General features: G+C 72.7%; 13 protein-coding genes. 7 read left to right on the forward strand and 6 right to left on the reverse strand.

The features are described from left to right. Window positions 1-66: 66 nt before the first annotated feature. A complete protein-coding gene (locus ACZ69I_RS15170; protein WP_470832523.1) occupies window positions 67-1047 on the reverse strand; it encodes an SCO0930 family lipoprotein in 981 nt (326 codons plus the stop codon). A gap of 297 nt (window positions 1048-1344) precedes the next feature. Between ACZ69I_RS15170 and ACZ69I_RS15175 the strand changes: the two genes are divergently transcribed. Beyond that, window positions 1345-1884, forward strand: coding sequence for a hypothetical protein (locus tag ACZ69I_RS15175; RefSeq protein WP_470832524.1), 540 nt, complete (start codon window positions 1345-1347; stop codon window positions 1882-1884). 15 nt (window positions 1885-1899) lie between these two features. Beyond that, window positions 1900-2664 (forward strand): bestrophin-like domain, encoded by a 765-nt coding sequence (locus ACZ69I_RS15180; protein WP_470832525.1) that lies wholly within the window; start codon window positions 1900-1902, stop codon window positions 2662-2664. Window positions 2665-2699: 35 nt separating this feature from the next. Here ACZ69I_RS15180 and ACZ69I_RS15185 read toward each other — a convergent pair whose 3' ends face one another. Next, window positions 2700-2846, reverse strand: a complete 147-nt coding sequence (locus tag ACZ69I_RS15185; protein WP_470832526.1) for a hypothetical protein — start codon at window positions 2844-2846, stop codon at window positions 2700-2702. A 95-nt stretch (window positions 2847-2941) separates the two neighbouring features. Between ACZ69I_RS15185 and ACZ69I_RS15190 the strand changes: the two genes are divergently transcribed. The 3 genes from ACZ69I_RS15190 (at window position 2942) to ACZ69I_RS15200 (ending at window position 5445) form a co-directional block, all read left to right on the forward strand. Further along, the gene (locus ACZ69I_RS15190) at window positions 2942-3154 is read left to right on the forward strand and encodes a hypothetical protein (RefSeq protein ID WP_470832527.1); all 213 of its coding nucleotides are present in this window, start codon (window positions 2942-2944) and stop codon (window positions 3152-3154) included. A 145-nt stretch (window positions 3155-3299) separates the two neighbouring features. Continuing rightward, a complete protein-coding gene (locus ACZ69I_RS15195; protein WP_470832529.1) occupies window positions 3300-4619 on the forward strand; it encodes an alpha/beta hydrolase in 1320 nt (439 codons plus the stop codon). A 265-nt stretch (window positions 4620-4884) separates the two neighbouring features. Then, entirely contained in the window at window positions 4885-5445 is a 561-nt protein-coding gene (locus tag ACZ69I_RS15200; RefSeq protein WP_470832530.1) for a hypothetical protein, read from the forward strand. A gap of 129 nt (window positions 5446-5574) precedes the next feature. Here the strand turns inward: ACZ69I_RS15200 and ACZ69I_RS15205 are convergent, their stop codons facing one another. Continuing rightward, complete coding sequence (locus ACZ69I_RS15205) at window positions 5575-6069, reverse strand: hypothetical protein (protein ID WP_467675610.1); 495 nt, start codon at window positions 6067-6069, stop codon at window positions 5575-5577. A gap of 348 nt (window positions 6070-6417) precedes the next feature. Between ACZ69I_RS15205 and ACZ69I_RS15210 the strand changes: the two genes are divergently transcribed. Continuing rightward, window positions 6418-7098, forward strand: a complete 681-nt coding sequence (locus ACZ69I_RS15210) for a class F sortase (protein ID WP_467675315.1) — start codon at window positions 6418-6420, stop codon at window positions 7096-7098. Between the two features lie 24 nt (window positions 7099-7122). Here the strand turns inward: ACZ69I_RS15210 and ACZ69I_RS15215 are convergent, their stop codons facing one another. Beyond that, on the reverse strand, window positions 7123-7968 hold the full coding sequence (locus tag ACZ69I_RS15215; protein ID WP_470832531.1) for a polysaccharide deacetylase family protein: 846 nt from the start codon (window positions 7966-7968) through the stop codon (window positions 7123-7125). Between the two features lie 70 nt (window positions 7969-8038). Then, on the reverse strand, window positions 8039-11335 hold the full coding sequence (lysX, locus tag ACZ69I_RS15220) for a bifunctional lysylphosphatidylglycerol synthetase/lysine--tRNA ligase LysX (protein WP_470832533.1): 3297 nt from the start codon (window positions 11333-11335) through the stop codon (window positions 8039-8041). Window positions 11336-11445: 110 nt separating this feature from the next. On the opposite strand from lysX, the gene ACZ69I_RS15225 reads away from it, so the two are divergent. Beyond that, complete coding sequence (locus ACZ69I_RS15225) at window positions 11446-11907, forward strand: universal stress protein (protein WP_467675309.1); 462 nt, start codon at window positions 11446-11448, stop codon at window positions 11905-11907. Between the two features lie 17 nt (window positions 11908-11924). Here ACZ69I_RS15225 and ACZ69I_RS15230 read toward each other — a convergent pair whose 3' ends face one another. Continuing rightward, window positions 11925-13487: an MFS transporter gene (locus ACZ69I_RS15230; RefSeq protein ID WP_470832534.1), complete on the reverse strand. Its 1563-nt coding sequence runs from the start codon at window positions 13485-13487 to the stop codon at window positions 11925-11927. Between the last annotated feature and the right edge of the window lie 75 nt (window positions 13488-13562).

Below are 13562 nucleotides of genomic sequence, written 5' to 3' on the forward strand. Positions count from 1 at the left end.
GGGCCGGCCCGCCCCCTCCCTGTGATATGGGAGGAGACGGGCCGGTCTGTCCGTACGCCGTACGGGCTACTTCGCGGCACCCACCGGCTTCCCCTGCGGGCTCGCGGCATACCAAGTGCCGCCCACGCCTTGGCCGTTGGTGTCACCGGGCTTCTTGTCGCCGGCGAAGGTGTACAGCGGCCAGCAGTTGATCGTCTGCTGCTTCGCGCCGTCGGGCCGGTTGAAGACGATAAAGCCCTTCTCGAGGATTCCTCGAGTGTCGTTCTTGGCCACCGGGGCCACGACGGGCCACTTGTCGAGGCAGGCGCCGGTGCACGCCGACTTCATCGGCCAGGCGGAGTCCTTGGTGAAGCGGTAGACGGTCATGCCGTTCCTGTCGACGACGATCTCGCCCAGCTTCGGGTCCTTGCGGGTGGACAGGCCTGCCCGGTCGACGGGGGCCGCGCCGGCCGCCGCGGGCGCCGCCTTCTTGCCGTCGGGGGCCGCGGCGTACCAAGTCCCGCCCACGCCCTGGCCCTTGGCGTCGCCGGGCTCGGCGTCCTGCGCGTACCGGTACATCGGCCAGCCGTCGACGGTCAGCTGCTTGGTGCCGTCGGCGGCGGTGACCTCGCCGAGGAGGGACTCGTCGACGCCCGGCGCGGCCTTGGCCCCGTCGGCACCCACGGCGGGCCAGGTCTTCAGACAGGCCGCGTCGCAGTTGGACCTGGGCGGCTGGGCGGTGTCCTTGTCGAAACGGTAGAGAGTGAAGCCCTTGCTGTCGGTGACGACCTTGCCGAGCTTCTTGCTGTCCCACACCGCGAGCTGCCCCGCGGGCTTCACTTTGGCGTCCGCGCCCTTGTCCGCGGCGCCGGAGTCCGACCCGTAGCCGTCGTCCGCTCCGTAGCCGCCGTCCTTCGCGGGCGCCTGGTTGCCCACGTTCTGCCCGTTCGGTGACTGGTCGCCCTTCTCCTGGCCGCACGCCGTCGTGAGCGCCAGCAGGGCCGCGGCCGTCGCTACGAGCGAGGCGCTCCGCCGGGCCCGGGGGGAAACCCCACTTGGATGCAGCATCCTTGACTCCCACTGTCCACAGAGGTGTTGTGGCGCCCGATTGCGTCACACATGGCCCTAGGTACGGGCGGGAGCGCCCGTCGCGTTCAGCCGCGCCGCAAGATTCTTTGCCGGGGCGGACGCGGCCGCGGGGAGAGAACCGCCCGCCGTCGAACCCCCGAGCGGGCAGATCGCGCCGTCGAACCCCCGACCGGGGAGATCCTTCCTTCGGGTCATTCCTGGGCCTCTCCGGCGTGGCAGGCGGATGTACGGCTCATGCTCCCCGTCGTGCACGGAACATCACGGGCCTTGTCACCCATGGCCATACGCGTGTTGGCGTTCATCGCGCTGGCCCTGCTGCTCGGCGCCTCGTCGGCCGTCGGCGCGGCCTCCGCCGACGACTGCGGGTACGCCTCGATCAGTCAGGACGGCGGGAGTTCGGGCGGTGGGGCGGTGGCCGTCGCGGGCGACGGCGACTGCCACGCCGGACCCACGCACCACCCGAAGCCACCGAAACCGAAGCCCCCGCCGCCACCTCCGGCTCCGCCACCACCACCGCCGCCTCCCCCGCCACCGGCCCCGGAACCGCCCCCCGCTCCCGCGCCGCCCGTCAGGCCCGTGGCGCCGCCACCGCCGCCACCGGCGCCGCCCCCCGCACCGGCCCCCGAGCCCAAGCCGAAGAAGCCGAAGCCTTCCGTGACCCCTCGGCCCACTCCGTCACCCCCGTCCGTGACCTATCCGGCGTATCACGCCCAGTCGCGCAGGCAGCAGCCGCGCGGCGGCCCGTCCCTCGTCTCCCTCACCCTGCTCATCACGGCGCCCGCGGTGCTCGCCGTCGCCGCGCTCCGCCCGCGCTGACCGCCGGAGGTTTCCATGTCGGAATGGCTTGTTCTCACCCTCGCGATGGCGGCGGCCTGCGCTGTCGTCCTCGTCGTGACGCTGCTGCGGCACCGCAGGACCGGCGCGGACTACGACGCGTCCGAGACTCCGGACGTCATCGAGTACATGACGATGATGATCGGCGTCGTCTACGCCATCGTCCTCGGCCTGGCCATCGCGGGTGTGTGGGAGGCACGGGGCAGCGCGCAGGAACACGTGCGGCTGGAGGCCCAGGCGCTGCACGAGGTCTCGGAGCGGGCGCGGGTCTACCCCGACGACGTCCGCGACCGGATCCGCGCCGATGTCCACGCCTATGCCAGCCATGTCGTCACCACCGAGTGGGACGCGATGAGGGACAAGGGCGAACTCACCGACCGGGGCGCCGAGTTGCTGGCTCGCGTCCGGCACGACGTGACGGACTACGAGCCGAAGTCGGACTTCGAGGCCCAGGCCTACCAGCCCCTGGTCGACGCGGTGGCGGCCGCGGACGACGCGCGCAGCGCCCGCGCGGACAGTACGGGGGCGACCATGCCCGGCGTGGTCTGGTTCGGCCTCATCATCGGAGGGCTCATCACCATCGGCATGATCTTCGCCCTGCAGATCCGCCGCACCGTGCGCGAACTGGTCCTCGCGGGCATCTTCTCCGCCCTGTTCGCCTTCCTGCTCTTCCTCATCTGGGACTTCGACGCGCCCTACAGCCGCGGCATCGCGGCGACGGCGGAACCCTTCCGGGCGCTGTTCCCGGGACTGGGAGGCTGACCGGGCCCGGCCCGGGGGCGCGGGGAGCCCGCCCGTCAGCTCCCCGCGCCCCGGCGGCCGAGGCGCAGCCGCCACAGGGTGATCGCCGACTCCGCCCGCACCCGCAGGCTGAGCACCCGCAGGCTGAGCTTCGACTCGCCGTCGACGCGCTCCCGTGCGGTGCGCGGTGCGGTCGGCTCCACAGTATGGCCACCGATCCCGGCCCTGCGGCCGTCCCGGTTCCGCCTTGGCCGTGAACCGCGCTGCGCCGCGCTCCCGTACGGCGCACCCTTGTGTCATGGCCTGGCAGACACCGATCGTCGTCCATCCGCCCGCCGCCGACGGCGGACGGCGGGTCACCGTGCGCGGGCAGGACGTCGGCGTCGCCCGCAGCGACGCGGACCTGACGGAGCTCCTGCGGCGCGCGGGCATCGGCGAGGCCGACATCGCGCTCGACGACCCGCATCTGGTCGAGTGGCGCGGCATGGCGCACGCGTGGACGGACGTCTGAGGACAGGACAGCCCGGACGGGCGACGGGCCCGGCCCCGCCCCGCCTCACCCCGCCCCGTGAACAGAGTTGCCCGATTTGCCGGACCCGGCCCCATTGTTATGGTTTCTTCGGGGCCGCACGGGACCGAACGGAACGGGGACGCGCGTGGAGCGGGTACCGATGGCCGCCGGGCCGCTGGACTGGTCACTGGTCGACGGAGCGGTCCCGCTCGTCGTACGGATCCTCGGCTGTCTGGCGCTCGCCGCCCTGCTCCTCTCCCGCGACCGCCGCTGGTGGACCCGGCTGCTCCCGCTCGCCGTGGTCACGGCGGCGCTCCTGACCCTCCTGGTCGAGGTCGCCGTCGACGACTGGTGGCAGCCCTTCCCCGACAAGCTCCCCGGCGACGTGGTCGGGTGGATCGGCGTCACCCTTCTCGGGGTGTGCCTCACCCTCTTCCGGCTGCCGACCCTGCGCCTGCGCGGTCGCACGGGCGCCCTGCTCCCGGGCCTCCTCGTCGTCGTCCTCGGGCTCTCCGAGGTGAACATCCACTACGACAACTACCCGACGGCGCGGACCATGCTCGGCCCCCAGGACACCGTCAGCCTCAAGGACGCCACGGGCCAGAGGGAACCGACGCTCGACGTGCCCGCGGGCAAGGCGCTCTCCGAGGTGTGGAAGGCACCGGCCGGGCTGCCCGCCAAGGGCACCGTCTCGACCGCCTCGATTCCGGGCGCGAAGTCGGGGTTCAAGGCCCGCGACGCCTACGTCTATCTGCCCCCGGCCTACCGGGCCTCGCCCCGCCCCCCACTGCCCGTGCTCGTCCTGATGGCCGGTCAGCCCGGCGCCCCGCAGGACTGGATCACCTCGGGTCAGCTGCCGGACATGATGGACGACTTCGCCGCCCGGCACGCCGGTCTCGCGCCGGTCGTCCTGGTGGTCGACCCGCTGGGCTCCTCCTTCGACAATCCGCTGTGCATGGACTCCCGGCTCGGCAAGGTGCAGACATACCTCGCCGAGGACGTCCCGGACTGGGCGGCCGGGCATCTGCAGACGGCCACGGGCCGGGCCCACTGGGCGGTCTCCGGCCTCTCCAACGGCGGCACCTGCGCCCTGCAGCTGGCGGTCAACGCGCCGCGGCGCTACGGCACCTTCCTGGACATCTCCGGCCAGGACGAGCCGACGCTCGGGAGCCGACGGAAGACGGTGGACGCGGCGTTCGGCGGGGACGAGGCGGCGTTCGAGAAGGTCAACCCGGTGGACGTGATGGCGCGGGAGAGGTTCCCTGACACGGCCGGGGCGTTCGTCGCGGGGACCGACGACTCGACGTACCGCCCGCAGGCGCTCACGGTGTACGCGGCGGCGAAGAAGGCCGGGATGAAGGCCGAGCTCGTCCAGCTGCCGGGCGGGCACAGCTGGCAGGTGTGGCGCCCGGGCCTGGAGAAGCAGCTCCCGTGGCTGGCGTCACACATCGGCCTGACGCCCTGAGGGCCTGCGCCACATCCCCTCGGAGCCCGAACTCGAATCCCCGCCTGCGCCCCGACGCCCGGCACGCGCTGTCGCACATCCCCGGCCGCCACCCGGCCCGCCACGCCGCGCCGTTCGCCCGACCGGCCCACACGATTGCCCCGTTCGCACGACACGGATAGCGGCGCCCCGCGTCCGTACCTAGCGTTTCGGTCATCGAGGTGCATTTCAGGCGTCAGCGGAAGAAGAGTCCGCAGCTGCTCCTCGGAGGACCCGGAGGAACATCATGCGCGCGATACGCGTCGCTTCGGCCGCTCTGCTCACCGCTTCCGCGCTTGCCGTGACGGTCCCGGCCGCGGCCGCGGCCGTCCTCGACGAGGAGAACGTGACCGCGTTCGGCTTCAGCATCACGCCCACGACGATCGCCGCGGGCGGTCAGATCACCCTGAACGTCGACGGCTGCGACGGCGAAACGAAGGTCACCTCCGGCGTCTTCGACGACACCACCATCCCCAAGGGGCAGAAGTCCGCGACCGCCCAGGTGTTCTGGGACGCCAAGCCCGGCGCGATGTACGAGGTGACGTTCACCTGCAACGGCAGCAACCCCGGCAGCGACAAGACCGACCTCACCATCGCCACCGGACGCCCCGACAACAACAGCCACCACCCCGACCACAACACCCACCGCCCGGACCACGGCGTCCACAAGGGTGTCAAGGCCGGTACCGGCGGCAGCCTCGGCGGCTTCGACGCGCACGAGATCGCCCTCGGCGGCGCCCTGATCCTGGGCACCATCGGCACCGCGTACTACAAGGTGCGCCGCCGCACCGGCGGAGACCACTCCTGACCCACGCCCGGCAGCACTTCGCCCCCGGGACGTCTCCAGATCCCGGGGACGAAGCGCTGCCACCCGCGGTGCGAGACGGGTACGCCGGGCGCGGAGCGGAAGGGGGTCGCGTCGGCCCGGCCGGAACCCCTAGACGCGGTTCTCGGACCGGCGGCGCATCCAGAAGACCCCGCCACCGACCACCGCGGCGGCCACCAGGGCACCACCGATCGCCATGTCCGTGCCGGTCGCCCCGGAGTGCGTGCTGCCACCCAGGCCACCGCGGACACCGCCGTGGATGACGGTGAACGCGGCAGGACGGGTCAGGGTCTTGCCCCCGCAGTGGGCCGTGATGTCGTACGCGCCGGGCCGGGCGTGCTGGTGCACGATCGCGGTGGCGCTCACCGCGCTGCCGCCCGGAATGCCCCGCAGCTCCGTGTCCGGGAAGGCGGGCGACGTGATCTTGCTGCCGGACGACTGGCAGGACGATCCGTCGACGGTGACCGTCAGGTGACCCCCTCGCGGGATCACGCTGGGCATCGCCACGATGTTGGTCGGGTCGGCCCAGGCGGACGCGGCCGGGGCGGCGAGCCCGACGACCCCGACGGCCGCGACGGCGACCGCTAGGGCACGAGTGGTCCGCATACGGGATGTACGCATGGCAATCCTCCGCGGAAGACGCCCCGGGGATACCGTCCCCGGTCCATCGGCGAGAGCGCCTCCCAGACTGACCCTCAGATGCCGTGCGCGGGGCCGCATGTCGGCGCTCGGCCGTCCTGGTGAGACGACACGCCGAGGCGGGTCACGGCAACCCGACATCGCCGCAGGTCACGGACCGTCAGAAATTTCCTGCCCGGGGCGACTCGGATGGCGCACCGTGCCGCTCGCGCCACCCGTTCGCTCCCGCCCTTTCGCACGCCGCGCGCCCCGCGCTTAGCGTGCTGTTACGCGCAACGGACGCGGCCCGCACGCCGCGTTGAGAGGGGATAGAGAATGCCTTCGTCCCATCCGGCCGACGATTTCGAGTTCCAGGACGTCCAGGAGGACGAGAAACCGAAGAAGCGCGCGCCGTGGGGCGTGATGGCACTCGTCCTGCTGACCGGCCTCGCGCTGATCCGCAACGGTTCCGGGGAATTCGACGTGGGCCCGCCCCAGCCCGCGTCCGCCGCGGCCGCGGACAGCACGCCCGACGCGGCGCCCGGCACCCCGACCCCCCTGACGTTCTCGCCGGCCGAACGCGTGCGCATCAAGGGCATCCAGGTGGACGCGCCGGTCATACAGGTGGGCCTGGACGCCGAGGGCTGGGTGGACGCGCCGCCCGCCGACGACCCGAACCTCGCGGGCTGGTTCACCGGCGCTGTCTCACCCGGCGAGGAGGGCACGGCCGTGGTCGTCGGCCACGTGGACAACCAGCAGGGTCCCGCCGTCTTCTACGGCCTGGGATCGCTGAAGAAGGGCAATCACGTCGAGGTCAGGCGCAAGGACAAGAAGACGGCCATTTTCAAGATCTACGGAATCGAAGTCTTCGACAAGGCGAAATTCCCGGGCGAGCGGGTCTACGGGAACAGTGGAACTCCGGAGTTGCGCGTCATCACCTGCGGCGGCGGTTTTTCGGAGAAGGCCGGGTACGACGGGAACGTGGTGGTGTTCGCCCGACTGGTCGCCGTGCGCTGACACGGGAACCAGCCGGGTGGGCGGTCATGTCGGCTCGTGGCTCGGCAGCGTCATCCGGTAGCCGGAGTCGAGGAGTTCCGGCAGGTAGTCGCGCAGCGCCTCGACGCTGCCCGAGCGGTCGCCGCCCGCGTCGTGCGAGAGCACCACGACGCCCGGCCCCGCGCCCGCGCGCACGCGCCGCACGATGGTCCTGGCGCCGGGTTCGGTCCAGTCGAGGGTGTCGACGGTCCAGGCCAGCGGCTCCATGCCGAACTCGGCCCCCAGCTGGAAGGCATTGCGGTTCCACGCGCCGTAGGGGGCCCGGAACCAGGCGGGGTACTCGCCGGTCGCGCTCTCGATGACGTCACAGGTGCGTTCGATCTGCTCGCGCATCGGCGCCCGGCCCAGCCGGGTCAGCAGCGGATGGCTCCAGGTGTGGTTGCCGATCAGATGGCCGTCGTCGGCCATCTCGCGCAGCAGGTCCACGTTGTCGACGGCCATCTCGCCGCAGACGAAGAACACCGCGCGGACGTCGTGCTTGCGCAGCGTGCGCAGGATGCGGGGCGTGTAGCGCGGATCGGGGCCGTCGTCGAAGGTGAGCACCATCGACCGGTCGCGCCCCGGCATGCGCAGGATGGGCGCCTTGCGCACCCGGGGCAGGGCCCGCCCGGCGCGCGGGGGCCCGTATCCCGCCATGGGCTGCAGGCGATACGCGGAGGGCCTGCGGGCCTGCGCGGCCTGCGGGCCCGCTGCGGCCGTTCCCGCGCCGGCGGTGGCCCGCGGGGCGGCGGGCCGGTCCGTGTCGGCGCATCCCGAGGCCGCGCCCAGGCCGAGAACCGCGGCGGCACGGAGCAGGACCCGGCGCCCTGGCGTCAGCTGATCATCTTTCATGACCAATCCGTCGCATGGCCGAAGGCCGGCGCGGAACATCAACACCGGGGCGGCCGCCGAAAGCACCCGATCAGACGCGGCGGACGAGGGGGAAGGGCAGGGTCTCCCGGATGGTGAGGCCGGTGAGGAACATGACGAGCCGGTCGACGCCGATGCCGAGGCCGCCGGTGGGCGGCATCGCGTACTCCAGGGCGTCGAGGAAGTCCTCGTCGAGCTCCATGGCCTCGGGGTCTCCCCCTGCGGCGAGCAGCGACTGCGCCGTGAGCCGTCGGCGTTGTTCCACGGGGTCGGTCAACTCGCTGTAGGCGGTGCCCAGTTCGGTGCCGAAGGCGACGAGGTCCCAGCGCTCGGCGAGCCGCGGGTCGGTGCGGTGCTGCCGGGTGAGCGGGGAGACGTCGGTCGGGAAGTCCTTGTAGAAGGTGGGCAGCGTCGTCTTCTCCTCGACGAGCCGCTCGTACATCTCCAGGACGACGTCGCCGCGTCCGTCGTCCACGGTGTACGGGACACCGGCCCGGTCGCAGAGCCGGTGCAGGGCCGCCGGCGGGGTGTCGGCGTCGATCTCCTCGCCGAGCGCCTCGGAGATCGCGCCGTACACCGTCTTGACGGGCCAGGGCCCGGAGATGTCGTGCTCGACGAGCCGGCCCCTGGCATCGGCCTTGCGGGCGACGGGGGAGCCGAAGGCGGCGGTCGCGGCGCCCTGGACGAGTTCGCGGGTGAGGTCGAGCATCACGTCGTAGTCGGCGAAGGCCTGGTAGGCCTCCAGCATCGTGAACTCGGGGTTGTGCTTGTAGGAGACGCCTTCGTTGCGGAAGGTGCGGCCCATCTCGAAGACCTTCTCCATGCCGCCCACGCAGAGCCGCTTGAGGTACAGCTCCGGGGCGATGCGCAGGTACAGGTCGAGGTCGTAGGCGTTGATGTGGGTGGTGAAGGGCCGGGCGTTGGCGCCGCCGTGGATCTGCTGGAGCATCGGCGTCTCGACCTCCAGATAGCCGCGGTCGAGCAGCCCCTGGCGCAGGGCCTGCACGGCGGCGGAGCGGGCCCGCACCACATCGCGTGCGCCGGGGCTCGCGACCAGGTCGAGGTAGCGGCGGCGGACCTTGGCCTCGGGGTCGGTCAGGCCGCGGCGCTTGTCGGGCAGCGGGCGCAGGCACTTGCCGGTGAGCCGCCAGTCGGTGACGAAGACGGTGAGTTCGCCGCGGTCGCTGGTGCCGACCGTGCCGGTGGCGCTGATGTGGTCGCCGATGTCGGTGCCCGCGGTGAAGCGGTCCAGGACGGCGGGGCCCGAGGCGTCGCGGGAGAGGGCCATCTGCAGGTCGCCCGACCAGTCGCGCAGCGCGGCGAAGACGATGCCGCCGAAGTCGCGCAGGAGCATGACGCGGCCCGCGACGGTGACCCGCAGCCCCGTCAGGTCGCGGGTGACGCGGGCCAGCTCGTGGGTGCGCGGGGGCAGGCCGACCGGGTAGGGGTCGATGCCCTCGGCGCGCAGCCGGTCGAGTTTGTGGTGGCGGACGCGAATCTGTTCCGGGAGCTTCGACGTGGGGTCGGCGGCGGCTTCGTCCCGGCCGGCGAGGCCGAGCGCGGCGATCGAGGGCAGGCCCTCGGTGGTCGTGGGCTGGCTGACGCCGCGGGGCTTGTGGCCCTTGCCCCAGAGCTTGCGCAGCGACGGTACGGAGACGAAGCCCTCGGCGATGCCCGACGCCAGGCTGATGCGGGCGAGGGCGCCACTGTCGCCGTAGCAGATGAAGCGCGGGTACCACTCGGGGTGGTACTTGGCGTTGGAGCGGTAGAGCGCTTCGAGCTGCCACCACTTGGAGAAGAACAGGAGCAGCTTGCGCCACAGCCGCAGGACGGGTCCCGCGCCGATGCGGCCGCCCTCCTCGAAGACCGAGCGGAACACGGCGAAGTTCAGGGAGATGCGGCGCACCCCGAGGCGGGGCGCCGCGGCGCAGAGCTCGGCGACCATGAACTCCATGACGCCGTTGGGCGCCGTGCGGTCACGGCGCATCAGGTCGAGGGACACGCCGTCCTTGCCCCAGGGGACGAGGGAGAGCAGCGCGAGGAGCTTGCCGTCCTCGCCCAGGGCCTCGACCAGGAGGCAGCCGCCGTCCTCGGGGTCGCCGAGCCGGTCGAGCGCCATGGAGAAGCCGCGCTCGGTCTCGGTGTCGCGCCAGGCGTCGGCCCGGTCGATGATCTCCTCCATCTCCTCGTCGGTGAGGGTGGAGTGGCGTCGGACGCGGGCGGTGGCGCCGGTGCGGCGGACCCGGTTCACGGCCTGCCGCGTGACGCGCATGTCGCGGCCGTCCAGGTCGAAGTCGGCGACGTGCAGGATGGCCTCGTCGCCCAGTTGCAGCGCGCCGAGCCCGGCGCGGGCGTACGCGGTCGCGCCGTCCTCGGAGGCGCCCATGACGGCGGGCTGCCAGGCGTACCGCCGGGCCACGGCCAGCCAGGCGCCGATCGCGTGCGGCCAGGCCTCGCGGTCCCCCACGGGGTCACCGCTGGCCAGACAGACCCCGGCCTCGACGCGGTAGGTGACGGCGGCCTTGCCGCTGGGTGAGAAGACGACGGCCTTGTCGCGCCGGGTGGCGAAGTAGCCGAGCGAGTCCTGCGCTCCGTACGCCCCGAGGAGTGCGCGGATGCGGGGTTCCTCGTCGCCGTGCAGGGCCGCTTCCATGCGCTGGGAGCGGAAGAGGGTGGCGGCCGCGTTCAGCAGGGCGAGGGCGCCGAACAGGCCGAGCCAGAAGTGGAGGCCGCGGGGCGGTGCGCCGTCGAAGTAGTCGTGGCCGTGGATCAGTCCGCCGCAGACGCGGTTCGCGGCCCACAGCAGCCGTTCCTCGCGCACCAGCGTGCCGGGGAACAGCTCCACCAGGCCCCAGCCGAGAAGGACCGCGGCGGCCAGGCCCGCCACCAGGACCGCGAGGGCCCGCCGGACGGCGGCGCGCCGGGAGTCCGCGGAGAACTCCTTGCGGGCGAGGATCAGCAGGACGAAGGCGATGCCGCAGACGACGAAGGACGGCAGCGACTCCGCCCAGAAGCCCAGGGCGGCGCCGAGCACGTCGAAGGCGAGGAGCAGGCCCAGGTAGCTGATGACGAGCCACCAGGCGACCTTCTTGCGGGCCGCGGTCGCGCCGGCGAGGAGGAAGAGGAAGACGGCGTACGCGAGGTTCGGGCTGACCGGCACGGTGACGAGGTCGAGGACGCGGATGACCGGCATGAGGAGGCGGCGCAGCGGGGCGATCACCGCGAGGACCGCGCAGAAGATGCCGAGGGTGCCGAAGAAGGCGGCGAAGGCCTCCGGAACGCGGCCGAGGAAGCCGCTCCTGGTGGGTATCGGGTCTCTGGCCTCGGGCTCCTCCGTGCTGACCGTCATGGTCACGACTGTAGGAAGAGCTGGGCCGCGGCGCGCGTCGAGCGGCGCGGGCGGTGGGCGGCGGCCGCCCGGAGCGCATGCGGTATGAGTGCCTCCGCTAACCTCTCGGCGTGAGTGAAGATCAGTCCAAGCAGTTCGAACGCGGCACCGACGGGCCCAAGGTGATCGTCGTCGGAGTCGACGGCTCCGATTCCTCCCTGCGGGCGGCGGCCTACGCCGGAGGCCTGGCGCGGCGACAGCGGGCCCTGCTCGCCGTCGTGTACATCCAGCCGGTGCTCGCGGCGGGCGCGGCGTTCGGCGCGCCGGTCGCCGAGACCACGGACGAGATCGCCGAGGGACTGATCACGGAGATCCGGGCCGCGACCGAGCGGGTGAAGGGGATATTCGACGTCCGGTGGGAGTTCCACACATTCCGCGGTGACCCCTACACCGGTCTCGTCACCGCCGCAGACGACCTGAAGGCCGACGCCGTGATCGTCGGCGCCTCCGAGCAGGCGGGCCACCGCATCGTCGGTTCGGTCGCCGTGCGTCTGGTCAAGGCGGGCCGGTGGCCGGTCACCGTGGTTCCGTGACCGGCCGGCGCGCCGCGCTAGCCGGGCGACACGGCTGACGTGGCGGCCTTCCCCGTACCCTCCGGGTCGGCCGGGCCGGGCTGCCCGGGAACCTCCGCCGGACGCGCGGCGGAGGACCGCGTCAGCCAGAGGACGAACCCGGCACCCGCCAGCGCCACGGCCCCCGCGGTGAGCGCCAGCGTGTTGTGACCGGTGGCGAACACCGCGTGCAGCGTGTGCTCGAACGACGTCCGCTGCCCCGCGGGGACGGCTTCCAGCAGCGCCCCGGCCCCGCCGCCGGAGAGGCTCTGGGCGGCCGCGTCCGGATCGGCGACGTCGTCGGCCAGGGAGCGGCTCATGGTGGAGACGGCCAGGGTGCCGAAGGCGGCGACCCCGAAGGCGTAACCGAGTTGCTCGAACGTGCTGTACGTGCCGCTGGCCATCCCGGCCCGTTCGGGCGGCACCGAGCCGAGCGCCAGCGAGGCGGCGACCTGGAAGACGAGCCCCATGCCCAGGCCGCTCAGGGCCAGGCCGCCGACCAGGACGGGCCAGCCGGAGCCGGCGTCGAGGAAGCCCTGCGCGGCCACGCCGAGACCGGCCAGAGTCAGGCCGAGGGTGGCGCCCACGCGCGGCGAAGGCCTGGGCATCCACCTGCCGCTCACCACCGCCACCAGTGCGGCCGCCGCCGCGTGCGGAAGGATCACGAGCCCCGCGCCGACCGGCGAGAGCCCTTGGACGGACTGCAGCCACATCGAGGTGTACGGCAGGATCCCGTACACCGCGCCCTCCCCCACCGCGATCGTGAGCATCGCCGCGGTGAACGCCGGGCGCCGGAACAGGGACAGGTCGAGCAGCGGGTGCGTCCCGCGCCGCTGCACGGCCAGGAAGACCGCGAGGGCCACGAGGGCGCCCGCGAGCGGCACCAGCGTCGCCGCCGAGGTCCAGCCGTGGGCGTGCGACTCGGTCAGCGCGTAGACGAAACCGCCGGCGGCGAGGGCGAAGAGCACCACTCCGGGCACGTCCAGGCGCCGCGCCCCGTCCCGCGCGCGGGGTGAGCGGGGGATGTAGCGGAAGGTCATCGCCAGCGCGAGCACGGTGACGGGCACGTTGACGTAGAAGATCCATCGCCAGTCGAGCGCCTCGGTGAGCAGACCGCCGAGGACCGGGCCGAGCGCGGCGGCGCTGGAGGCCACCGCCGCCCACACCCCGAAGGCGAGGCCCAGTCGGCGGCCCGAGTACAGGGTGCTGATGAGCGACAGCGTGGTGGCGAACATCGCCGCCGCGCCGAGTCCCTGGACCAGCCGGGCGGCGATCAGCCATCCCATGCCGGGGGCGAGCGCGCACGCCACCGAGGCCAGCGCGAAGACGACGAGGCCGACCGCGTACACGCGGCGCCACCCGTGCAGGTCGGCGAGCATCCCGGCGCCGAGCAGCGCGGCGGCCACCGCGAGCGCGTAGCCGTCGGCGACCCACTGCAGCTGCGCCAGCGAGGAGCCCAGCGACTCCGACATGGACGGCAGGGCCACAAGGACGATGGTGACGTCGATGAGCAGCATGAAACTGCCCAGACAGATGGCGGCCAGCGGCCCCCAGATACGCATGACAAGGACTCCCGGAGGAAGGGGAAGGAGCAAGGACCCGGCCACCTTCGATGCCCCCTCGGCGGCCGCCCAAGC

It is taken from the genome of Streptomyces sp. NPDC036815 (assembly GCF_055609205.1).

Coding starts and splice junctions, on each gene's coding strand:
- lysX (WP_470832533.1), bottom strand. CDS start 11,335: ATGACGGTCAGCACGGAGGAGCCCGAGGCCAGAGACCCGATACCCACC.
- ACZ69I_RS15210 (WP_467675315.1), top strand. CDS start 6,418: ATGCCTTCGTCCCATCCGGCCGACGATTTCGAGTTCCAGGACGTCCAG.
- ACZ69I_RS15200 (WP_470832530.1), top strand. CDS start 4,885: ATGCGCGCGATACGCGTCGCTTCGGCCGCTCTGCTCACCGCTTCCGCG.
- ACZ69I_RS15215 (WP_470832531.1), bottom strand. CDS start 7,968: ATGAAAGATGATCAGCTGACGCCAGGGCGCCGGGTCCTGCTCCGTGCC.
- ACZ69I_RS15180 (WP_470832525.1), top strand. CDS start 1,900: ATGTCGGAATGGCTTGTTCTCACCCTCGCGATGGCGGCGGCCTGCGCT.
- ACZ69I_RS15170 (WP_470832523.1), bottom strand. CDS start 1,047: ATGCTGCATCCAAGTGGGGTTTCCCCCCGGGCCCGGCGGAGCGCCTCG.
- ACZ69I_RS15205 (WP_467675610.1), bottom strand. CDS start 6,069: ATGCGGACCACTCGTGCCCTAGCGGTCGCCGTCGCGGCCGTCGGGGTC.
- ACZ69I_RS15175 (WP_470832524.1), top strand. CDS start 1,345: ATGGCCATACGCGTGTTGGCGTTCATCGCGCTGGCCCTGCTGCTCGGC.
- ACZ69I_RS15230 (WP_470832534.1), bottom strand. CDS start 13,487: ATGCGTATCTGGGGGCCGCTGGCCGCCATCTGTCTGGGCAGTTTCATG.
- ACZ69I_RS15190 (WP_470832527.1), top strand. CDS start 2,942: ATGGCCTGGCAGACACCGATCGTCGTCCATCCGCCCGCCGCCGACGGC.